This is a genomic window from Enterobacter cloacae complex sp. P42RS (genome assembly GCF_014930595.1).
Taxonomy (GTDB): domain Bacteria; phylum Pseudomonadota; class Gammaproteobacteria; order Enterobacterales; family Enterobacteriaceae; genus Enterobacter; species Enterobacter bugandensis.
On record NZ_JADBRK010000003.1, the window covers coordinates 1 to 22,913 of the forward strand.

12 protein-coding genes are annotated in these 22,913 nt (G+C 57.8%); 11 read left to right on the forward strand and 1 reads right to left on the reverse strand.

Features of this window, described 5'->3' with window-relative positions; all coding sequences use genetic code 11:
• The 5 genes from IM314_RS21940 to IM314_RS05660 form a co-directional block, all read left to right on the forward strand.
• Positions 1-439, forward strand: a 439-nt coding sequence (locus IM314_RS21940; RefSeq protein WP_227008766.1) for a hypothetical protein, incomplete at its 5' end; no start/stop codon positions are given.
• Between the two features lie 296 nt (positions 440-735).
• The gene (locus tag IM314_RS05645) at positions 736-1,983 is read left to right on the forward strand and encodes an integrase domain-containing protein (protein WP_193358385.1); all 1,248 of its coding nucleotides are present in this window, start codon (positions 736-738) and stop codon (positions 1,981-1,983) included.
• Position 1,984: 1 nt separating this feature from the next.
• On the forward strand, positions 1,985-2,629 hold the full coding sequence (locus IM314_RS05650) for a hypothetical protein (RefSeq protein WP_193358386.1): 645 nt from the start codon (positions 1,985-1,987) through the stop codon (positions 2,627-2,629).
• A 446-nt stretch (positions 2,630-3,075) separates the two neighbouring features.
• A complete protein-coding gene (locus tag IM314_RS05655; protein WP_060572335.1) occupies positions 3,076-3,798 on the forward strand; it encodes a hypothetical protein in 723 nt (240 codons plus the stop codon).
• Between the two features lie 2 nt (positions 3,799-3,800).
• Complete coding sequence (locus IM314_RS05660) at positions 3,801-4,268, forward strand: hypothetical protein (protein ID WP_041908572.1); 468 nt, start codon at positions 3,801-3,803, stop codon at positions 4,266-4,268.
• A gap of 324 nt (positions 4,269-4,592) precedes the next feature.
• Here IM314_RS05660 and IM314_RS05665 read toward each other — a convergent pair whose 3' ends face one another.
• A complete protein-coding gene (locus IM314_RS05665) occupies positions 4,593-5,315 on the reverse strand; it encodes an SDR family oxidoreductase (RefSeq protein ID WP_193358387.1) in 723 nt (240 codons plus the stop codon).
• Between the two features lie 98 nt (positions 5,316-5,413).
• On the opposite strand from IM314_RS05665, the gene IM314_RS05670 reads away from it, so the two are divergent.
• The 6 genes from IM314_RS05670 to IM314_RS05695 all read left to right on the forward strand — a co-directional run bounded on the left by IM314_RS05670 (position 5,414) and on the right by IM314_RS05695 (position 22,824).
• A complete protein-coding gene (locus IM314_RS05670) occupies positions 5,414-6,331 on the forward strand; it encodes a LysR family transcriptional regulator (protein ID WP_193358388.1) in 918 nt (305 codons plus the stop codon).
• A gap of 401 nt (positions 6,332-6,732) precedes the next feature.
• The gene (locus IM314_RS05675) at positions 6,733-7,089 is read left to right on the forward strand and encodes a hypothetical protein (protein WP_028014145.1); all 357 of its coding nucleotides are present in this window, start codon (positions 6,733-6,735) and stop codon (positions 7,087-7,089) included.
• Between the two features lie 766 nt (positions 7,090-7,855).
• Entirely contained in the window at positions 7,856-17,968 is a 10,113-nt protein-coding gene (locus IM314_RS05680; RefSeq protein ID WP_193358389.1) for a BapA/Bap/LapF family large adhesin, read from the forward strand.
• Between the two features lie 80 nt (positions 17,969-18,048).
• Positions 18,049-19,452 carry a TolC family outer membrane protein gene (locus IM314_RS05685; RefSeq protein ID WP_041908566.1) on the forward strand — a complete coding sequence of 468 codons (1,404 nt, stop codon included), beginning with the start codon at positions 18,049-18,051 and terminating at the stop codon, positions 19,450-19,452.
• On the forward strand, positions 19,449-21,644 hold the full coding sequence (locus IM314_RS05690) for a type I secretion system permease/ATPase (protein WP_028014148.1): 2,196 nt from the start codon (positions 19,449-19,451) through the stop codon (positions 21,642-21,644). Before IM314_RS05685 ends, IM314_RS05690 begins: the two co-directional genes overlap by 4 nt.
• A 10-nt stretch (positions 21,645-21,654) precedes the next feature.
• Positions 21,655-22,824, forward strand: a complete 1,170-nt coding sequence (locus tag IM314_RS05695; RefSeq protein WP_088204896.1) for an HlyD family efflux transporter periplasmic adaptor subunit — start codon at positions 21,655-21,657, stop codon at positions 22,822-22,824.
• The last annotated feature ends 89 nt before the right edge of the window (positions 22,825-22,913 follow it).

Consider the following 22,913-nt stretch of genomic DNA (forward strand, 5'->3'; position numbering starts at 1 on the left):
TGATAATACACTATCATTTAAACACCCTATCCCAAATGATAATCCTGCAAGCTATATGATCCGCTTAAATAGGTTATCTTTCAATATTGCTTCGTTACTTGATCTAATTTGTGCAAATTCAATTTCTCATGTGTACTGTCTTGTGAAACATGGAAGATATGAATTAAAGACTTTCACTCCAGAAGAACAAATACTAGCAGATACCCTAGAAGCAACATATCATTTATCAAGGAAATTGGTTCGGTTAATATATAATGAAGAACTACCAAACTTTAACAACATTTATAATTATTTGTATGTTGGTAATCTGAGATTCGACTTAAGACAAAAAGCTACTTTTTTACAGCCATTTTCATCGCAGGACTGGACCGATTATGTAACTGAAAGTTTGTCTCTGCTACCACATACCGTTGGCGACAACTTGGCGGCAGAGGTGTAAAATCGCCTAAAACGGATATAAACAAGATAATAACAAGTCATTGTTTTTAAATGAAAGTTACTGTTTTCATTACGATAATAATGGTATGTAGAAATTTCGGACGCGGGTTCAACTCCCGCCAGCTCCACCAAACATTCATTCATGATGCATCATGAACCTTAAAAAAGCCTGTAACTTCAACGAGTTACAGGCTTTTTTGTTGCATGTGTGGTCATGATCTCTGTATGAATCTTGAGCATTATGTATCTTGTTTTGCACCGCGTTGCCAGAACGCTAAAAAAACAAGGTGCAAAAACATGCCTAAGGTATTGAAATCCCTAACCAATACCGAGATCACTGCCGCCAAGCCGCAGAAGACCGAGTATATGCTGCGCGATGGCGACGGACTGGCGTTGTTGATTAAGCCATCCGGCAGAAAGATCTGGTACATCGAATACACTCCCCCGGCGCTGAAAAAACGGACCAAAATCAGCATTGGCCCCTACCCGGTAGTCACCCTCGCCATGGCGCGAGATTTCAGGTTGCAATACCGGCGTTTACTCGTGCAGGGCATCGACCCGAAGGCCCACCAGGAGCAGGTTGCAGAGGAGCAACGACTCCAGAATGAATGCACGCTGGAAAAAGTTGCGGAACAGTGGCTCAAAGAGAAAAAACGGACCAGCGATCTTAGCGAAGATCACGCCAAAGATGTCTGGCGCTCGCTGGAGATGCACGTCTTCCCTTCTCTGGGCAGTACGCCCATCACCGAGATCCGCCCGAAGATGCTCAAGGAACACCTTACACCGCTGGAAGAACAGGGCATCCTCGAAACGCTGCGGCGGGTTATCTCACGGCTTAATGAAATCTTCCGTTTTGCCATCTCCGAAGAACTCATCGAGTTCAATCCGGCTGACAACCTGGTCGCCCGTTTCAAGAAACCGAAAAAGCAGAATATGCCCGCCCTTCACCCCAGCGAATTGGGCAGACTAATGCTGGCGCTACAGAACGCCTCTATCCGTAAAGAAACCCGCTGCCTTATCGAATGGGAGCTACTGACCTGGGTTCGCCCCGGCGAAGCCGTTAGCGCCCGCTGGTGCGACATCGATATGAAAAAAGCGGAATGGTGTATCCCTGACACCTTTATGAAGATGAACCGTTCGCACACGGTGCCGCTCAGCAAACAGGCGCTGCGCGTTCTTCAGATAATGGAGCCCGTCAGTCGCCATCGCCCGTGGGTTTTCCCCAGCATTCGCAAACCACTGGAGCATATGCATCAGCAGACCGCGAACGCCGCGCTTATCCGTATGGGGTTCGGCGGTGAGCTGGTTGCCCATGGTATGCGCAGCATTGCCAGAACGGCGGGAGCAGGTCATTTTCCCCGCGAAGTCCTGGAGTCTGCGCTGGCACACCAGAAAGAAGACGAGATCGAAGCGGCCTACAACCGCAGCGACTATCTGGAACAAAGGCGGCCGCTCATGCAGTGGTGGGGAAACTACGTTGATGCCGCCAGACAGCAGGCGCTGCTCGGTGCAGAAGAACCGCTGCGGATCGTAGAAGGAGAATAATGTGACCAGTCCCATTCGTCAGAATCTGTTTGAACGGGAATGTGATATGCCGCTGCTGGAAGCCCGGCATCTCGCCCTTCTACTTCTCGGCCTTGATGCTTCCCAATCTGCAAACGCCCTGCCGGAAGAACATCAGGAGAATTACCGTATCCTGCACGACGCCATCAGCCGGACCATTAAGGCAACAGGCATGGTCAGCGCCCCGGCGAACAAACGCATGTTCTATGCCGATGAAATGTTCGCGCTGGCCTGGCGGCTTATTGATGACGAACTCACGCCGCCAGAAATTAAGGCCCGCAGCCTGAAGGCGGTGATGAAACTGTCACGCAACAGCCGTGGCCGCAAATGGCTTAAGACGCTCGGCGACGACGCGCTGCCGGATCTCACTGCATCCACACAACCTTCCCAGCGTGGGATGCATAAACGCGACAAAGCGCGGGAGAATACTGCCCGACTCTGCTGGCTGCTGGTTCAACTCCTGGTTGAGGAGACTGACGGGCGTTATGGGACGTCTGATAAACCGGCTTCGGATCGGATACTTCGTAATCTGAAGGCACTGGCGCAGGAACGAGGAGTGCCGTCAGACGGGCTTGGGCGGGGGACGTTTTATGAAGTGTTGAAAATGGGGAGAGAAAAGAGAGTGTAGGTAATTGCTATCTGTGCGCGATGCAGAGAACCGATTAAGATCTGAAAGCTCAGACGTATAGTCGGCTTCGTGCCAAAAGCGGACGTTGCTAAATCAGACTATGTTAATTAACGGGGAGCAAGTCACCTGGTGCAGGAATGCGCACTTGTTTTGCAGAACGAGGCCTATGCCTCACCTTAGGAAAGCCATCTTGAATCAGTTTTTTGAGAAGAACATAAAACCTACTGACCAGCAAAGTAATCCCTATTAAGAACAATCTCCATTCTTTTGAAGCTGCAAATCATTCATAGCGAAAAGTCACTAGCCTCACCAATATCACATTGAAATATAATGAAAAAATATAAAATTAAAAGCAAAGTTAATAAATTTTAAAAAGAACTTTTGAAGATAATGTGCTAGAAATTTGTTCAACGCATCTCAGAGCCAATGACAGGAACAATGAGAATATGGATACGACGTTGCTGAGCGCATTAGATACCGATGGACGCGATAAATTCGAAAGCGCGATGAATGCCTTGCAAGGCGATGTTTCCGCTGCGGCCGCGAGGTTGTCAGTTGATCCACGCCTACGCCTTGAGTACTCAAAAAGAATCAAAGAAATGTCCGCAGACTTACACGCAAAGGCCAATGCTGGTGTGATCTCCTGGGACAAAGCGGCAAGAGAGGCTCAGGAAACGAGAAATTTGATCATGGAGATGGTGCGTTCTCGCAGCACTGCACTCGGACGGGCAATGGCCGAACGAATAAAAAGCGAGGGTAAGACGCTTAATGAGTTGGTAGCAAAAAAAGCGAAAGCTTTATTTGGCCCACAGGCAAATTTTAACAGTCTTTCCGAAGTACAAAAAAATCAGATTTATGCAAGTATTGTTGAATCCGCAGGCAAGTCTAACCCACAAGTAAACATGAAAATGATGCAGCTCTCGCGCATTGGAAGGGGGTTAATTGTTCTTTCGATTGCGATTTCTGTTTACGAAATTTATGCCGCTGATGATAAGGTTTCTGAATCAGGCAGACAGATAGCTATTAATGGTGCAGGTATTGCCGGTGCTGCCGCAGGTGGTGCAATGGCGGGATTAATGTGTGGGCCAGGCGCACCTGTTTGCGTGCTTATCGGTGGCTTCGTCGGCGGCGCGCTTGCTGCATGGGAAATGGGACGTTTGTGGAATTGATTATGCAACAGGTTAATTCAATAACATTGGTTAAGGTTAGTGAAGCCACCGATGTATCCCAGGCTCAATCTGACGTTGTGCTCAATGGTAAAAGCACCGGTATTATTGTACCGGGGCAAGTGCTTGAAGCAGCGGTCCAGGTTAATGAGCAGCGTTACATCCTGTTTCTGACGGATGACATTATTTTTGAAGAATCCCTGACAATTGTCCTTATTGACGTTCATGACGGGCTTAAAGAAATTGTTCGTTTGGGCAATGAGTACTCTACAGGAACTTTTGCGGATCTCCAGGTCACTGACGATAGCGTGGACTTCAGGTTTATTGGGGATTATATCTGGACACTGAAAGTATCCGATTCACCTCGCTTGCGGCTTCCTTTTGTTTCCGATCCCAAAGGGGTTAAACGGGAGTCCGGTCTGAAAAAGTACATAACGATATTTGCCGCACCGGCGTCGGAAAACGTAAGCTGAAGCCATTATTTAACAGAATGAAAAGGCTTTCCGCTGAGCTGGATAAATGCTCCTGGGAAGTATGCAGACTTCGCATCCGATGAAGTCCTAAGAGCCCGCATGGCGCAAGCCCTGCGGGCTTTTTGTACCCTCAACTGGTTGTGGAGTTCTGCAAAATTCATATTCATTTCCTCTCAATAGAGTGAAAATGAATCTAAGCATTCAGTATGAACGTCACAACCGAAATTCCGACGACCATTTTTTAGCAAGCGTAGTCTGGACTCGCAGACCAGTCAGATCTGTTGTAAACCCGCTGCGCTAACCTGCATTTTTTCATCCGCAACGTTAGTTCGCAGATGCCGTCGGTCTGATCGTAATTTCTGTTGTATCGACACTCTCAGGCGCCTCGATGATGTGGCGTACAGCGCGGGCGATATCAGCAGGTTTGAGGGCAATAGCACGGTACGCGTCCATCGCCGCCATGGTTTCCGGGTGCGTAATGGTCGAGGCCAGTTCGCTTTCCACTACCCCAGGGTTAACGCAGGTCACGCGGATGTTCGAACTTTCCTGACGTAAACCATCCGAAATCGCCCGTACGGCGAATTTGGTGGCACAGTAGACGGCAGCCGTGGGCACTACGGACAAGGCACCAATCGAGCCGATATTAATGATTTGTCCCGAGCCCTGGGCTTCCATAATCGGCAGAACGGCGCCTATCCCCCACAGCACGCCCTTGATATTCACGTCAATGGTGCGCTCCCACTCATCCTGCTTGCCTGCCGAAAGCGGAGAAAGAGGCATGATGCCCGCGTTGTTAATCAGCACGTCAATGCGGCCCCACTTTTTACGCGCTGCCTGTACGAAGTCAGCCATCGACTGCCGGCTGGTAACGTCTAAGACTGCGGCCTCTGCTTCCCCCCCTGCACTGCGGATTTCAGCAGCCAGGGCGTTGATGCGATCCAGCCTGCGAGCGCCCAGGAAAACGTTCGCGCCTGCCTTGCCTAACTCTCTGGCAATACCTTCTCCGATACCGCTTGATGCACCGGTAATTAAGATAACTTTGTTCATATTTTGCTCCTTACGTTGAGTTCAACGTGATAATAGATACTCACCATTGTTTCTTGTATCCTGCATTTACTGGACTCACTGGTTAGCAATGTTAAACAATGAAAATCGATCTCAATCTGTTACCTGTTTTTCTGGCGGTCGCAGAGGAGCGCAGCTTTAGCGCTGCCGCCGCGCGGCTGGGCATAACCCGCTCCGCTGTCAGCCAGGGGATTAGGCGTCTTGAAGATGGTTTTCAAACCCTGCTGGTGATGCGCACCACGCGCTCGGTAAGCCTCACTGAAGCAGGGGAACGGCTGCGTAAATCGTTGCAGGCCCCCATCGCCAATATTGAAGCGGCATTTGAAGACGTCGCGTCGGACAGCGCACCGCGCGGCCAGCTCAGAATCGCGGTCACCTCAATCGCGGAAGCCTTTCTCTCTGGCCCGCTGCTCGCTTCGTTTGCGGCTGCGCATCCTGCGGTATCGCTTGATATCTTCGTGTCGGACGAAGAGTTCGATATCGTGGCGGCGGGCTATGACGCCGGGGTAAGGCTGGGTGAAGTTATTGAAAAAGACATGACCGCCGTTCCCCTTACGGGTCAGCAGCGTGAGAGGGTGGTGGCTTCACCATCCTATCTGGCGACTCATGGCGTACCTGAGCACCCCCGCGAGCTGGTGGCTCACCGGTGTATCGGCTGGCGCCCAGCCCCGGACGTTGCCCCCTATCGCTGGGAATTTGAGGAGGCGGGAGTTCCTTTCGATGTGGCGATTGAACCGCAGATCACCACAAACGATCTCCGCCTTATGCTCAGCCTGGCACTGGCCGGCGGCGGCATAACCTTAGCCACGGAGGATACATTCACTCCGTATATTGAAACGGGGCAGCTTGTTGCCCTGCTGGATGCGTTTCTTCCGTCTTTTCCAGGCTTTTATCTCTATTTCCCCCAGCGTCACAATATGGCGCCCAAGCTAAGAGCCCTGATCGAGCACGTCCGCCAGTGGCGACAGCCAGCGGCAACGCAAAGCGTTCAACGCTAACAAGGCCAGTAACTTTCATGCAGATTTTCCTTACCCTGCCGCTGCCCTTTGATAAACATCAACGACACCGCTCTCCTCCCATGGAAAAGTAAAAACGGACACAATTCACTCAGGGGATATGTCGTGCCGGGGATGGCTTAACGATGTATCCCGTACGCTGGACAAGACATCACACAAGGATGGAGCCTTAAAATGTACAGACCCATGGTCGTTATTTTCTTTATTCTGCTGACCCTTGCAGCCCTCATAGAAATAGGTTTTTTATCCTTCGGGTGATCCTCAAGCAAGGAGGCGCTTACCTGGGTACTTTGATCTCATTACAGTTTTTTCCTAAAGCCACCCCGCTTCGTCTGTGCCATGCTGAATCACGCTCATAACCGATAACGTTAAATGAGGATATTATGAAAAAAACAATTATCGCATTATCTGCCGTTCTGCTGGCTTCCCCAGTATTTGCTGCGACCACACATGCAACTGACGATACCGTCGCTGCGGCGAACGCAAACGCCAACGAAGCGAAGCAAAAACTGCACGAAGAGCAGAACAAAGGCGAAGAGCTGAAGCTGAAACAGCAGCATGCTGCGGAAGGTAAAAGCGAAAGCTTTGGCAGCAAAGTCAGCGAAGATTCCCAGAAAGCCTGGCATAAAACCAAAGAAGGCACCGAGAAGGGGTGGGATGCCACTAAAGAAGGCGCAGAGAAAGGCTGGAACAAAACCAAAGAAGGTGCCAGCGAGCTGGAAAAGAAAGTCACTGAGTAATCGACACACTCATCTCAGGGCCGCGTTAGCGGCCTTTTTAATGCTTCGAACAGAGGGTATTAATGCAAACGTCCGGCTGCCCATCCCCGTGGTCATATTTTTTCGACCTTAGTATCAGGCTAATAGATGAACCGCATTGAAAATAAAGCAGGTTATTATATTTTCGCTCGCAGTAGCAGAATTCCCACACCATATAAGAATATATTTTAAATTCTAATTAATATAATATATCCTACATCAAAAATGTTACCCTAACTTAAATACAAATTAAGCAGATTTAAATAATAACATTTTTAATTACATTCAAAAACGTCACTACCAATTATTGAATTACACCTAAAGCACAAATAAAACACGCAAACTAAAAATAAAAAAAACCAATAAAAACAAGACGTTGAGAAAATAAACACATAATACATATCAATAAATTAATGCCCTCTTTACGACTTACCCCTTTATTTACGAAAGCTTAATTTGCACATTCACCGTTTTCTGGCTATATCATTTTTATATCCTCAAAACCAAATCCTCTATTAATTACAGGGTTTTATAAGGCACAAAATACGCATAGCAAACATTCTGACTCGTAAGTAATTACATTCGCTCTGATGTTGCCACTCTGAGTCCTGGCGGGCATCGTTCGCTCTAAAAAAGACGGTGAGTGCTGTTTAATAAACAGTAACTCCGCCGGGGGCGCCCTTTACCTTCTCCAGAGATGGCTCGTCTTGCTCGTCGTTCACGATAACTCTGCTGGAGTAATACCTAAATGAGCCAAATCTCTGTTATATCAAAACTCACTGGCGTGGAAACGACTACGGAAGGCACACAGGTTACGCTGAGCCATTCCTCTATCGTTGAGCTTCATGTAGAGCGAGCCGATGTCTCCCACTTCGCGCGAAGTGGTAACGATCTGGTGGTGACACTGCACTCAGGGGAAGTGATCACCCTTAAAAACTTCTATGTCACCGACGCGCAGGGCGTGAGCCAGCTGGTGCTCCAGGAGAGTGACGGTGCGTTATGGTGGATTGAAGATCCCACCGGAGCCGCCACGTACGAATCCATCGCGTCCACGGACGCCTTGCTGGCCGCATCCGGGAGTGATGCGGGTGGTGCCGCCATCTGGCCGTGGGCGCTGGGCGGCATTGTCGCGGCTGGCGCCATCGCGGCGGTGGCAAGCTCCAGTGGCGGCGGCGGCGGCGGGGATGACGATGATGGGAATAACAACAATCCTAACCCTAACCCCGGTACGCCAGTCGATCCCACCAACCCGGATACAACACCGCCGAATGCACCCTCCAGCCTTCAGTTCTCGTCGGACGGTAAAAGCGTCACCGGTACCGCCGAGCCCGGCAGTACCATCACGCTGAAAGATGCGTACGGCAACGTCCTTGGCACCGGAAAAACCGGCAGTGACGGCAACTTTACCGTGTCTCTCGGCACTCCGCTGACCAACGGCGAACAGGTGACCGCCACCGCGACGGATGCGGCCGGGAATACCAGCCAGGGCACAACGATTACGGCGCCGGATCTCACCGCACCCGATGCCCCAACGATCGGCAGCGTGACGGACGATATTGATCCTCAAACGGGGTCGGTCACAAACGGCGGCAGCACCAACGATCCACGCCCGCAGCTCAGCGGCACCGCGGAGGCGGGCTCCACCGTAACCATCTATGACGGCGGAGTCGCCATTGGCACGGCGCTCGTCGCCAGCAACGGCACCTGGACATTTACCCCGTCAACCGATCTGACTGAAAGCACCCACCAGATTACCGTGCGGGCAACCGACGCCGCCGGCAACCTCGGACCGGCCTCACCGGTATTTACCCTCACCGTGGATCTTACCCCGCCGACCGCGCCGACCGCGATTGTGCTGACCGACGACACGGGTGCGATCAGAGGGACCATAACCGCAGGCACGCCTACCGATGCGTCAAAGCCGATCCTGGCGGGAACGGGCGAGCCCGGTGGCACAATCACTATCTACGATAACGGCGTCGCGGTTGGCACCACAACAGTGTTGCCCAACGGCACCTGGAGCGTCACGCCAGATGGCCCGCTCACGGACGGGACGCACACGATAACCGTCGTTGAAACCGATGCAGCCGGAAACCAGAGCGCGCCATCAGAACCTATCACTTTCACCGTCGACACCACGCCGCCGCTGGCCCCCGGGGACCTCGTCGTATCGAATGATGGCGGCACCATCACCGGCACCGCGGAGCCTGGCAGCACGGTAACCATCCGTGAAGGCGACGCTATCCTTGGCACCCCTGTGGCCGACAGCGAGGGCAACTTTAGCCTGACGCTGACCCCGCCTAAGCTCAACGGCGAAATCCTGACCGCAGACGCCACCGACGCTGCGGGCAACACGGGGCCAGCAACCTCCGCAGCAGCGCCGGATATCACCCCACCGCAGGCCCCGGTTATCGTGTCGGTGATTGACGACGTGCTGAACACAACCGGTCCCGTGGACCAGAATGGGCTGACCAACGACCGGGCGCCGACCCTGAACGGCACGGGCGAACCCGGTTCGACCATCACGATTTTCAACGGCAGCGATATCATCGGCACGGTGGCCGTCCCCTCATCCGGCCTGTGGAGCTTTACGCCGCCCTCACCGCTGGCCGATGGTACGTACGTGCTGACGGCAACGGCGACGGATGCCGCCGGTAACCCGAGCGGACAATCGAACGCGTGGACCATTATCGTCGACGGGACGGCACCGGCCGCCCCGGTGATTACGCAGGTCGTTGACGATGTGCCTGAACGTACCGGCTCGCTCGAACTCAATGAGACCACCAATGATTCAACCCCGACGCTCAGCGGTACCGCCGCGGCCAACGCCACGGTCACCATTCGCGTGGATGGGGTTGATATTGGAACCACCGTCGCCGATGGCCTCGGCGCGTGGAGCTTTACTCCGGACACCCCGATCGCTGAGGGTCAACATACCCTGACCGCCGTCGCAACTGACGCGGCGGGCAACATTAGCGACGTTTCCAACAGCTGGGGCATCATCATTGACAGCGTTGCCCCTGATGCGCCGGTCATTACCCAGGTGGTGGATGACGTGCCAGAGCGCCTCGGCGCGCTCAACTCTGGCGACAGCACCAATGACACCACGCCGACCCTGAGCGGCACCGCGGAGCCGGGCTCAACCGTCACCATCCGCCAGGACGGCGTTGATCTCACTACAATTGTGATCGACAGCAGCGGCACGTGGACCTATACCCCAACCACACCGCTTGTTAACGGCACCTATACCTTTACCGCTGTCACCACCGATGGAGCGGGTAATACCAGCCAGCCGTCAGGCGGCTTTACCCTGACCGTCGATACCACGCCGCCAGCGGCGGCCACCATCGCCACCGTAACCGATGACGTGGGCGGCGTTAACGGGCCGCTTACCAGCGGCGACACCACCGACGACACCACGCCGACCCTGAGCGGCACCGCGCCGGCAGATGCGGTGATTACCGTTTATGACGGTACCACCCTGCTCGGCACCGCGACCCTCGACGGCAGCGGCGGCTGGAGCTTTACCCCCGTTATCCCGCTCACCGACGGCCCGCATACGCTGACGGTGCATGCCACAGATGCCGCGGGCAATACCACCATCTCAACGCCGTTTGAACTGACGGTAGATACCGTTCCGCCAGCCACGCCGGATATCCCGGCAATCACCGTCAATCCTGACGGCACAGAAACGCCGCTGAACCCGGGAGAAACCACCCGCGACACCACACCGACCCTGAGCGGCACCGGCAATCCGGGCGATACCGTGACCATCTACAACGGTGGGGTCAAGCTTGATGATGTGCTCGTGGACGGCACCGGCAACTGGACCTGGACGCCAGCTACCCCGCTGCCTAACGGCACCTATGACATTACCCTGACCGTCACCAATATGGACGGCACGGGCAACGAAAGCGCCCCGTCGCAGCCGGTCACCATCACCATTGATACCGATGCGCCAACAGCACCAGCAGCACCGGTGATTACCGACAGCGTCAGCCAGATAACCGGCCCCGTTCCCGATGGCGGAACCACCAACGATCCGCGCCCGGTCCTGAGCGGCACCGGTACGGCGAATGACGTTATCAACATCACTGATACCGTTAACGGCATACCGACCATCGTGGGCACCGTGACGGTAGACAGCAACGGCAACTGGAGCTGGCGTCCTGACAGTAATATTGGCGAAGGCAGCCACGTCTATACCGCCACCGCCACCGATGAGGCGGGCAACGTCTCTGACCCGTCGCCAGCGATTACGATTACCGTGGATACCGTAGCACCGGATGTCCCGGTATTTGACGCCGTCGGGGGCCAGCCGAATGGGGGCTTAATCACCGATGCGACGCCAACCGTCGGAGGTACCGGCACGACTGGCGACACGGTCATCGTTTACAACAACGGCGTTGAGGTAGGACGTGTCGATGTCGTTAACGGAGAATGGAGCTTTGTCCTGCCACCACAGCAGGACGGCCTGCTGAACATCACCGTTGCGGGAGTCGATGCCGCGGGTAACGTCAGCGCGCCGAGCCCGGTCGTTTCCGTCACGCTCGATACCCTTGCGCCGGAAATCCCCGTCATTAGCGCCGTTGCTGACAGCCAGCTGTCCAACAACCAGCTGTATACTAAGGACGGCACGCCAACCCTTACCGGGACCGGTGAGCCGGGAACTACCGTGATCGTTTCCGTAGACGGCACGCCATCTGCCGTGACGGTAACAGTGCAGCCGGATGGCACCTGGAGCTGGACTGCCGACGCGACGCTGCCGGATGCTACATATACCTTCACCGTCTCTTCCAGCGATCCGGCGGGTAACCTCTCTGGCAGTTCAGCACCGCTGAGCGTGACGGTCGATACCGTCGCCCCGGCCGATCCAGGCAACATGCTCCTGGCTGATGAAGGGACACCGCTGACCGGTACCGGTGAAGAGGGAAGCACCATTACCGTGAAAGACAGCGGTGGCACGGTCATTGGTACCGGCGTTGTCGGCAGCGACGGCAGCTTCTCCATTGCGCTGAGCCCGGCGCAGCTGGATCCAACCACGCTGACCGTGACCGCCACGGACGCCGCAGGAAATGCCAGCGCTGACGTGCCTTTTATCGTCACCGACTCGCCGCTTGAGCTGCCGCAGGTACCCGTCATTACGGCTATTGTCGATGACGTGGACCCGGTCACCGGCGATGTGAAAGGCAAAACCACCAACGACACCACGCCAACGCTTACCGGTACGGCCGAAGCGGGCAGCGTGATTACTATCTATCAGGACGGTAGCACGACGCCATTAACAACGGTGACCGCCGACGGCAGCGGCAACTGGAGCTATACGCCGGCCGCGCTTGGCGAGGGGCTGCACACCTTTGAGGTGACCGCGACCCTCAACGGTGCCACCAGCGGCCGCTCTCCGGCGGCCAGCGTAACCGTCGATCTGACCGCGCCGGGCACGCCAACCATTGGCTCGGTCATTGATGACGTAGGTCCTGTCACCGGTCCGCTGACCAGCGGCCAGACCACCAACGACAGCCAGCCGACCCTCACCGGCACCGGCGCGGTGGGTGATACCATCTCCATCTACAACAACGGCGTGCTGCTGGACAGCGTGGTGGTTGGTAATACCGGCACCTGGAGCTACACCACGCCCGCCCTGCCAGAAGGCAGTAATGTTCTGACCATCCGCGAAACCGATCCGGCGGGAAATCAGAGCGGTCCTTCGGCGGACTTCACCATCGTGGTGGATTCCATTTCCACCACGCCGGTCATCACCAGCGTAACGGATAATGTGGGCAATACCGCCACCCCGGTAGCGAGCGGCAGCGAAACGAACGACGCCACGCCAACCCTTTCGGGGACAGCGGACGCAAACAGCATCGTGACCATTTTCGATGGCGCTACCCAGATTGCCGTGGTTACGGCTGATGACACCGGCGCGTGGAGCTTTACGCCAGAGACCGCGCTTGTCGAAGGGCCACACGCGTTTACGGTTCAGGCAACCGATCCGCAGGGTAACCTGAGCCTGGTCTCCGCCCCGTGGAGCGTGGTGGTTGACCTCACGGCGCCGACGGTTCCAACGCTGGATACGGTAAGTGATAACGTCCCTGGCGGCGTCACGGGCAACCTCACCAGCGGGCAGGCGACCAACGACAACACCCCAACGATTAGCGGCACCGGAGAGGCAGGCAGCACCATCTACATCATGAATAACGGTACGCAGTTGGGTACGACGACCGTCGACGTAAACGGTAACTGGTCCTTCACCCCGACCACACCGCTGGACGACGGCAGCTACTCCCTGCGCGCGTACGCAACGGATGCCGCGGGCAACGCCTCGGCGAACTCGTCGGTCTTCGCCTTCACCGTCGATACCGCAGGCCCCGGCGTGCCGGTGGTGACCAGCGTGATTGACGATGTCGCACCGACCACGGGGACGCTTACGTCGGGTAACAGCACTAACGACGCGCGTCCGACCTTCAACGGTACGGGCGACGTGGGTTCTACTGTACACGTGATTGTTGATGGCAACGAAATTGGCACCGCCGTGGTCAACGCCCAGGGCAGCTGGACCTTCACGCCGGGTACCGATCTGCCCGACGGACCGCATGCCATCACCTTCAATGCCACCGACGCGGCGGGCAACGTGGGTACTGCAACAGCACCGTTTAACCTGACGGTGGATACGGGCGTGCCGTCTGCGCCGGTCATTTCAGCCGCGGCAGATAACGTGGGCAGTATTCAAACCCCACTCACTTCCGGGCAAAGCACCGACGACACCACGCCAACGCTGAGCGGCACCGCGACGGCCAACGCCACGGTCACTATCTATGAAAACGGGCAGCCTGTCGGCACCGCACTGGCAGACGGTACCGGTACATGGAGCTTTACGCCGTCCACGCCGCTGGCGGCTGGCAGCCACACCTGGACCGCCACGGTCACCGATGCCGCAGGGAACATCAGCCCCGCCTCGCCGGGCTTTACGCTGGTTGTCGATAGCACGGCACCCACCGCGCCGGTTATCAGCCAGGCGATTGACGATGTGGGGAGCATTACCGGGCCAATCACGTCCGGGCAGACGACTGACGACACCGTACCGCGGCTGGTCGGAACCAGCGAACCGTTTGCCACCGTGAATATCTATGAGGGAACCACGCTGGTCGGGACGGGCACCGCAGACGGCAGCGGCAGCTGGAGTATCTTACTCAATACCACGCTGACAGAGGGGGCGCACAGCTTCACCGCGCAGGCTACGGATGCCGCAGGCAACACCAGCGCGTCGTCCGCAAGCTTCAGTCTGACGATTGACACCGCGCCACCAGCGCTGCCGGTGCTCACCAGCATTCTGGATGACGTCGGCAATGCGGCAACGCCAGTCGCGAACGGAGGAATAACCAACGACGCGCAGCCAACCCTCAGCGGTACGGCGGAAGCGGGTTCTACGGTGAAAATTTTCGATAACGGCGTGCAGATCGGCAGCGTGATCGCTACCGGCGGGGCGTGGAGCTATACGCCTTCTCCGGCGCTGGGCAACGGCCCGCACACGTTGACCTTTACCGCCACCGATGCGACGGGCAATGCCAGCGCGCCAACCGCCGGGTACACGATTAACGTCGATACCCTTGCCCCGGCAGCGCCGGTCATCAGCTCGGTAATTGATGATGTCGGCAGCGTCATCGGACCGGTAACCGGCACCAACCCGACCAACGACACGCGTCCGGCGCTGAGCGGGACCGCCGAAGCGAATGCAACGGTACGGATCTACGATGGCATCACGCTGGTGGGCACCGTCACCGCCGACGGCAATGGCAACTGGACGCTGCCGGAAACCACCACGCTGACGCAGGGCACCCACAACTTCACCGCCACGGCCACCGATGCCGCAGGCAACACCAGCCCGGCATCGGCCGTGACGACGATTATCGTCGATCTGACCGCGCCAACGGCCCCAACCGGAACCTTCAACGCCGACGGTAGCGTATTAACCGGCAATGCTGAAGCAGGCAGTACCGTCACCATACGTCTAACGGACGGCTCGACGGTCACGACCACAGCGGGCAGCAACGGCACGTACAGCTACACCTTCGTTAACAAACAGACTGAAGGCCAGACGCTGCAAATCACCGCCACCGACGCGGCGGGCAATATCTCGCAGCCCGGCTCGGCGCTCGCGCCGGTGGTGCCGCTCTCCGCCAGCAATAATGTCGAAGAGCTGGATCTCAGCACCACGGCCACCGTCACCAACAGCCAGTACAGCGACTACGGCTTCCTGCTGGTCGGCGCCGTGGGCAACGTCCTGACGCTGCTCGGTAATGACACCGCTCAGGTCAACTTCACCGTGGGCAGCGGCGGCAGCGCGGATATCGTCGTGAACGCCAACGCCACGGGGGCCGTACTCTCTCTGCTCAACACCCTTGAGCTGGTGGTACAGCGCTTTGACACCGTTAACAATACCTGGACTACCGTAGTCGATACCGGACAGCCGCAGTTTGCCGACCTGCTGACCCTGGGGGCAACAGGCGTTTCACTAAACCTGACCGGGCTGGCGGACGGCAACTACCGCGTGCTGAGCTATAACACCAACCTGCTGGCAACCGGCTCCTACACCAGCCTCGACGTGGCGGTGAAAGAGACCGGGCCGGGCACCGTTACGGGCGACACCAGCCTCGGCGGTAACGTGATCACCGACGTTGACCCAACCGCAGGCAGCGACAACGCTCCGGCAGGGGCAACGGTCACGGCCGTCACTAACGCCCAGGGTGTCACCACCAGCGTCACTGCCGACGGCACGGTGATCCAAGGACAGTACGGTACGCTGACCATTAACCGCGACGGCAGTTACACCTACGATCTGACCAACACCAGCGCATCGGTGATTGGCCGGACGGAGAGCTTCAGCTACACCATCACGCATAACGGCGTCAGCGCGTCGGCGAATCTGGTGCTGTCGCTGGGCACCGGTACCGCCACCAGCGGTATTGTCGCGGTTGACGATACGAACTCGCTGACCTTCGATACCACCGTCAACGCGATTAACAACGGTACGTCGTCCCAGGGCGGCTTTACCCTGGTGGGAATCAATCTCGGCAACACGCTGGGGCTGAACCTGCTGGACGATATGACCAATCCCATCATCTATAACGTGGAGGAAGGCACTACCCGCACCATGACCATCCAGGCCTCCGTGGGCGGCGTGGCGCTGGCGTCGGTGTTTGATTTGTACGTTTACAAGTTCAACAACGCGACCCAGACCTTCGAGCAGATGCGCGTTGAACCAGGCTGGCTGCGCGCGCCGCTGCTGGGCGGCACCTCGCCTCAGCTGACGCTGCAACTGCCGGCCGGTGAGTACCTGTTCCTGCTCAATACGGCTGCGGGGATTACCGCCCTGACGGCCTACACGCTGGACGTGCTGCAGGATCATGTCTACAGCGTGGCGAGCGTCAGCGCGAGCACTACCGGGGACGTTCTGTCGGATGATATTGCGCCAGTCGGCACGCTGGTGACGGAAGTTAACGGCGTAGCGGTGAACAGCAGCGGTCTGACGAACATTACCGGCGAGTACGGTACGCTGAGCATCAACGCGGCCGGGGAGTACACCTACACCCTGAATAGCGGCGTCGGCGTTGACCACATCAGCACCCCGGATACCTTCGTCTACACCATTACCGCGCCGGACGGCACGAAAGACACGGCTTCGCTCAACATCACCCCAACCGCGCAGCCGATGAATGCGGTGAATGATGTCAGCACCGCGATGGACGTGACGTCGGTACACCACACCGCCGCGTACTCGGATACAACCGTCGGGTCGGCGAGCTGGAACGCCGCGCTGCTCGCTTCAACCCAGGGCTCCGGCTCCGGTACCTTCGTGGTGGATGCCAATACCGCGCTGCACAACGTGGTGCTGTCGTTTAACGTCGCCTCGTTGCTGACGCTTACAGGGTTGACGGTTGACTGGACGCTGACCAACGGCGCCACCACCGTCAGAACCGGCTCGTTCAACGGCGGGCTGCTGCTGGGCGGCACGGCAACGGTCAACCTGACGGGTCTCGACCTGGAGGCGGGGACCTACACCCTGAGCTATACCGGCAGAATGGGGCCGCTGGGAGTAGGAAATATCACCATCACCCCAAGCGTCACCGGCACAAGCTACTCGCTGTCGCAGTTCGACGCCACGGGCACCCACACCGTTGACGGCAACATTTTCGACGGCACCGGTTCCGCAGGGACGATGGATCAGCTGCACTCGGTGGATACCCGCGTGAGCATTACCGGCTACGACGGCATTACCACTACGCTGGATCCCTACACCGGCAGCACGCAGTCGAGCATCACGGGTCACTACGGCACGCTGGCGATTGCCGCAGACGGCAGTTACACCTATACGCTCAACCCGGGGATATCGCTCTCTACCATTACCACGAAGGAGGTCTTTAACTACACCCTGACCGATGCCAACGGCACCACCGACACCGCGTCGCTGACCATCAACATGGCGCCGAAATTTATCAGTTCGGAGCATAACGATGTGATTAGCGGTACGGCCTACGGCGACACGCTGATTTATCAGGTGCTGAACAGCACGGCGGGCAACGCGACGGGGGGCAACATCACCAGCGCCGGCGGCGACCACTGGACGAACTTCTCCCTGGCGCAGGGAGACAAGATCGACATTGGCGATCTGCTGGTGGGCTGGGACGGTAATACCGCCTCGCTGGGGAATTATATCAATGTCACGCAAAGCGGTAGCAACACTGTGATCTCCATCGACCGTGACGGCGCAGGGAGCACCTACACTAATACTGCACTCGTTACGCTTGATAACGTGCAGACCACGTACGACGAGCTTGTGAACCAGCAACACATCATTACCTGATAGCACCTGCAGGACATGACCCGGGCGCACAGCGCCCGGGCATAAATAATAAAGCTGTACTTATTTATTAGGGACAAGACATGGGAATAAAGATGCCTTACTGGTGGCTCTCGTGCTGCCTGATATCTGTACCCGCCATCGCGGCAAACCCGGCGGCAACCATCAATACCGGACAGCTCCGCGAAACGCAGGAACTCCCCTCACTGAATGGCCGCGTCGCCCCGGTGGCAGGCAAAGCCGCTCCCGGTTCACTACAGCTTGGCGAGGCCGTTAATCGCGCCGTCACCTGGCACCCGGCGATCGCTGAAGCCGTGGGCAAACTCTACGAACAGAATGAAGAGGTCGACGTCGCCAAATCGAAATACTATCCGCAAATCAACGCCGGCATGGACAACGGGTATTCCCACGACGGCGACCAGAACGGCTTTACGCCGTCGCTGGTGCTCTCTCTTTCACAGATGCTCTACGACTTCGGCAAAGTGGCAAGCCAGGTGCGGGCCGAAAACGCCGGGGTCGCCCAGCAGCAGGCCAACGTGCTGGTCAGCATCGACACCATCGCCCACGATACCGCTATCGCCATGGTGCAGGTGCAAACCTGGCAGCAGATGGTCGACACCGCCAAAGAGCAGCTTGACGCCCTCTCATCAATAGGCACCCTGACCCGCCAGCGTAACGACGAAGGGGCCACTTCCCTGTCTGACGTGGTGCAGACCGACGCGCGCATTGAAGGGGCGCGCGCCCAACTGATGCAGTATCAGGCCAGCCTCGACAGCGCCCGCGCCACGCTGATGAGCTTTCTCGGCTGGAACAGCCTGAACGATATCAGCAATGACTTTCCGCAGAAGCTGGCCCGCAGCTGCGATATCGCCGAGCCGGACGATCGTCTGGTGCCTGCGGTCCTCGCCGCCTGGGCACAGGCGAACGTCGCTCAGGCTAACCTTGACTACGCCGACGCGCAGATGACGCCAACCGTCTCGCTGGAGCCGGAAGTCCGTCACTACCTGAACGATCGCTACGCGGGTAACGAAACGCGGGACCGTACCCAATATTCCGCCTGGGTGAAAGTCCAGATGCCGCTCTATCAGGGCGGCGGACTCACCGCCCGACGCAACGCCGCCGGTCACGCGGTGGAAGCGGCGCAGTCGACCATTCAGCGCACGCGCCTCGATGTCCGCCAGAAGCTGCTGGAGGCCCGCAGCCAGGTCATGAGCCTGCAAAGCACGCTGCAAATTCAGGGCCGCCAGGAGGCGCTCAGCGCCCGCACCCGCGAGCTCTACCAGCAGCAGTATCTCGATCTCGGCTCGCGCCCGCTGCTGGACGTGCTCAACGCCGAGCAGGAGGTCTATCAGGCGCGCTTTACCCAGCAGCAGACCCTCGGTCAGCTGCATCAGCTGCAGCTCAACTGCCTCTATAACACCGGGCAATTGCGTCATGCGTTCGATCTTGATAACCGCACCATCCAGACCGTGGAGATCCAGCCATGAAGCAACGCGACATCCCGCAGGGGGAAACGATGACGGATGAGGCGCTGGAGCAGTGGGCTCAGGCGTTTGGCTTTGTCGCCACGCGCTACCGCGTTGCCTGTTCGCCAGGCTCGCTCGTCGCGGGCGCGCCGTGGCTGAAAGGCAAACCGATGGTGCCCGCGCTGACTCAGCTTGCCCGTGAAGCCGGGCTGACGTTCCAGCTGCTGACGGCCGATCAGCAGTCGATCAACAGCTGGCGTCTGCCGGTGGTAGTGGCGCTGAACGACGGAAAAATCGGCGTGATCGAGAATTTCGACGGAGAAGATACGCTCGAGGTCAGCTTTTTCGACGACAAGACATACACCAACCGCCTGTCGATGAGCGCAATGCTGCCCGCCATCCGCCACGTTATCGCCCTGCGTCCGCTGGCCGCGCTGAAAGACAGCCGCGTGGACGCCTACATCTCAAAGTACCGTCCGGACTGGCTCTACCGGCTGGTGATGCGCGACCTGCGCCCCTACAGCTGGGTGATGCTGGCGGCGCTGTTTATCAATGTGCTCTCCCTCTCCGGCATTGTCTTTTCCATGCAGGTGTATGACCGGGTGATCCCCGCCCAGTCCTACCCGACGCTCTACGTGCTGACCATCGGGGTGCTGATCGCCACCCTGTTTGGCTTTGTGCTGCGCGTTGCGCGCGGGCACATTATGGATCTGCTGGGCAAACGCTCGGATCTGCGCGTCTCGGATCGCGTGTTCGGCCACGCGTTACGGCTGCGCCACAGCGCCATTCCGCGTTCCACCGGCAGCTTTATCTCCCAGCTGCGCGAGCTGGAGCAGATCCGCGAGATGGTCACCTCTTCCACCATCTCGACGATTGTCGATCTGCCCTTCTTCTTCCTGTTTGTGGTGGTGCTGGCGATCATCGCGCCGCAGCTGGCGTGGATCGCCCCGGTAGCGGCGGTAATCATGGTCCTGCCGGGCCTGCTGCTGCAAAAGAAGCTGGCCGAGCTGGCGAAGCAGTCGGCGCATGAATCCACCCTGCGCAACGCGGTGCTGGTGGAGAGCGTACAGGGGCTGGAGGACATCAAGCTGATGCAGGCGGAGAACCGCTTTTTGCAGCAGTGGAACAGCTATATCCAGATCACCGCGGAATCCGGCCTGCGCACCCGCGAGCTGACGCAGAACCTGATCAGCTGGGGGATGACCGTCCAGAGCCTGGTTTACGCCGCCGTGATCGTGGTTGGCGCGCCGATGGTGATTGACGGCACGCTGACCACCGGCTCGGTGGTGGCCGCTTCGATGCTGGCCTCCCGGATGATCGCCCCGATGGCGACGCTGTGCGGCGTGCTCGCCCGCTGGCAGCAGGTTAAGGCCGCTAAAGAGGGGCTGGACAGTATTATGCAGCTTCCTACTGAAAATCAGCGTGAAGAGACGCCGATCCGCCAGGACGTGCTGCGCGGACACTATCTTTTCGAGCAGGCGCAGTTCCGCTATCAGCCGGAAGATCCGCGCATGGCGCTGCGCATTAACCGTCTTGAGATCAGGCCGGGCGAGAAAGTGGCGATCCTCGGGCGTAACGGCGCGGGCAAATCCACTCTCCTGCAGGCGATGGCGGGCGGCATGGATCTGGCGGCCGGCGAGTTGCGGCTCGACAACCTCAGCCTGCCGCATCTGGACGTGGCCGACGTGCGGCGAAACGTCGGCTTTATGACCCAGAACGCGCGGCTGTTTTACGGCACCCTGCGCGAGAACATCACCCTCGGCATGCCGCGCGCCACCGACGAAGAGATCTTCGAGGTGCTGGAGATGTGCGGCGCGGCCAGCTTTGTGCAGAAGCTGCCGAAGGGGCTGGACTACCCGATTATGGAGAACGGCGTGGGATTGTCCGGCGGGCAGCGGCAGTCGATTCTGCTGGCGCGGATGCTGCTGCGCGATCCGAATATCGTGCTGATGGACGAGCCGACCGCTTCCCTTGACGAGCACACCGAGCGGGAATTTATCCAGCGCCTGGGGGCGTGGCTCGGCAACCGGACGCTGGTTGTCGCCACCCACCGCGTGCCGGTGCTGGAGCTGGTGGAGCGCGTGGTCGTGCTGAAAGATGGGATGCTGGTCATGGACGCGCCAAAAGCGCAGGCGCTGAACAACAGCCGCATGCAGCAACAGCAGCAGGCAGCAACCGGACGGGAGTGGAAAAATGAAAATCAGTCAGCGTGACGTGGCCGCGATGGACGATCTGGATAATGCGCTCGACTCCGAAAGCGGCTATACCGGCGCGCGGCGGATTGTGATCTTCTCGCTGCTGATGTTTGTGGCGCTGGGCGTCTGGGCGTGGTTTGGGATGCTGGATGAAGTCTCAACGGGAACCGGAAAAGTGATCCCCAGCTCGCGCGAGCAGGTGCTGCAGTCGCTGGATGGGGGGATCCTCACCGAGCTGAACGTTCACGAGGGCGATCAGGTGCAGGCCGGACAGGTGCTGGCGCGGCTGGATCCAACACGTTCCGAATCGAACGTCGGCGAAAGCGCGGCGCGCTACCGCGCGTCGCTTGCCTCCAGCGCCCGTCTGTACGCCGAGGTGAACGATCTGCCGCTGAAGTTCCCGCCTTCGCTGGAGAAATGGACCGAACTAACCGCCGCCGAAACGCGGCTCTACAATTCTCGCCGCGCGCAGCTGGAGGACACGCAGCGTGAACTGCGTTCAGCGTTAGATCTCGCAAACAAAGAGCTGGCAATCACCCAGCGGCTGGTAAAAACCGGTGCCGCCAGCCACGTGGAAGTGCTCCGCCTGCAGCGACAGAAAAGCGACCTGGAGCTGAAGCTCACCGACGTGCGTTCCCAGTATTACGTTCAGGCGCGCGAGGCGCTATCCAAGGCCAACGCCGAGGTGGATATGGTCTCGGCGATCCTCAAAGGCCGCGAGGATTCCGTCACCCGCCTGACGGTAAAATCCCCGGTGCGCGGGATCGTGAAAAATATCAAAGTCACCACCATCGGCGGCGTGATCCCGCCCAACGGCGAACTGATGGAGATTGTGCCGGTGGACGATCATCTGCTGATTGAAACCCGCCTCTCGCCGCGCGATATCGCCTTTATCCACCCGAACCAGGAGGCGCTGGTGAAGATCACCGCCTACGATTACGCCATCTACGGCGGGCTGCACGGGGTGGTGGAGACTATATCCCCGGACACTATCCAGGACGAGGCCAAGCCGGAGGTGTTCTACTACCGCGTGTTTATCCGCACCAGCCAGGATTACCTGGTGAATAAGGCGGGCAGGCATTTCTCGATCGTGCCGGGGATGATTGCCACAGTGGACATTAAGACCGGGGAGAAAACGGTACTGGATTATCTGATCAAGCCGTTTAACCGGGCGAAGGAGGCGCTGAGGGAGCGATAGTCTTCGCCGGGCAGCGGCTACGATCTTCTCCCTCTCCCCAAAGGCTGAGGGTTCCCCACACATTAATGCTAGCACTGAACAATCCCCTC

Excerpts from the sequence above, each read along its gene's own strand:
- IM314_RS05645 (WP_193358385.1), top strand. The coding sequence starts at position 736 with ATGCCTAAGGTATTGAAATCCCTAACCAATACCGAGATCACTGCCGCC.
- IM314_RS05655 (WP_060572335.1), top strand. The coding sequence starts at position 3,076 with ATGGATACGACGTTGCTGAGCGCATTAGATACCGATGGACGCGATAAA.
- IM314_RS05660 (WP_041908572.1), top strand. The coding sequence starts at position 3,801 with ATGCAACAGGTTAATTCAATAACATTGGTTAAGGTTAGTGAAGCCACC.
- IM314_RS05665 (WP_193358387.1), bottom strand. The coding sequence starts at position 5,315 with ATGAACAAAGTTATCTTAATTACCGGTGCATCAAGCGGTATCGGAGAA.
- IM314_RS05670 (WP_193358388.1), top strand. The coding sequence starts at position 5,414 with ATGAAAATCGATCTCAATCTGTTACCTGTTTTTCTGGCGGTCGCAGAG.
- IM314_RS05675 (WP_028014145.1), top strand. The coding sequence starts at position 6,733 with ATGAAAAAAACAATTATCGCATTATCTGCCGTTCTGCTGGCTTCCCCA.
- IM314_RS05680 (WP_193358389.1), top strand. The coding sequence starts at position 7,856 with ATGAGCCAAATCTCTGTTATATCAAAACTCACTGGCGTGGAAACGACT.
- IM314_RS05685 (WP_041908566.1), top strand. The coding sequence starts at position 18,049 with ATGGGAATAAAGATGCCTTACTGGTGGCTCTCGTGCTGCCTGATATCT.
- IM314_RS05690 (WP_028014148.1), top strand. The coding sequence starts at position 19,449 with ATGAAGCAACGCGACATCCCGCAGGGGGAAACGATGACGGATGAGGCG.
- IM314_RS05695 (WP_088204896.1), top strand. The coding sequence starts at position 21,655 with ATGGACGATCTGGATAATGCGCTCGACTCCGAAAGCGGCTATACCGGC.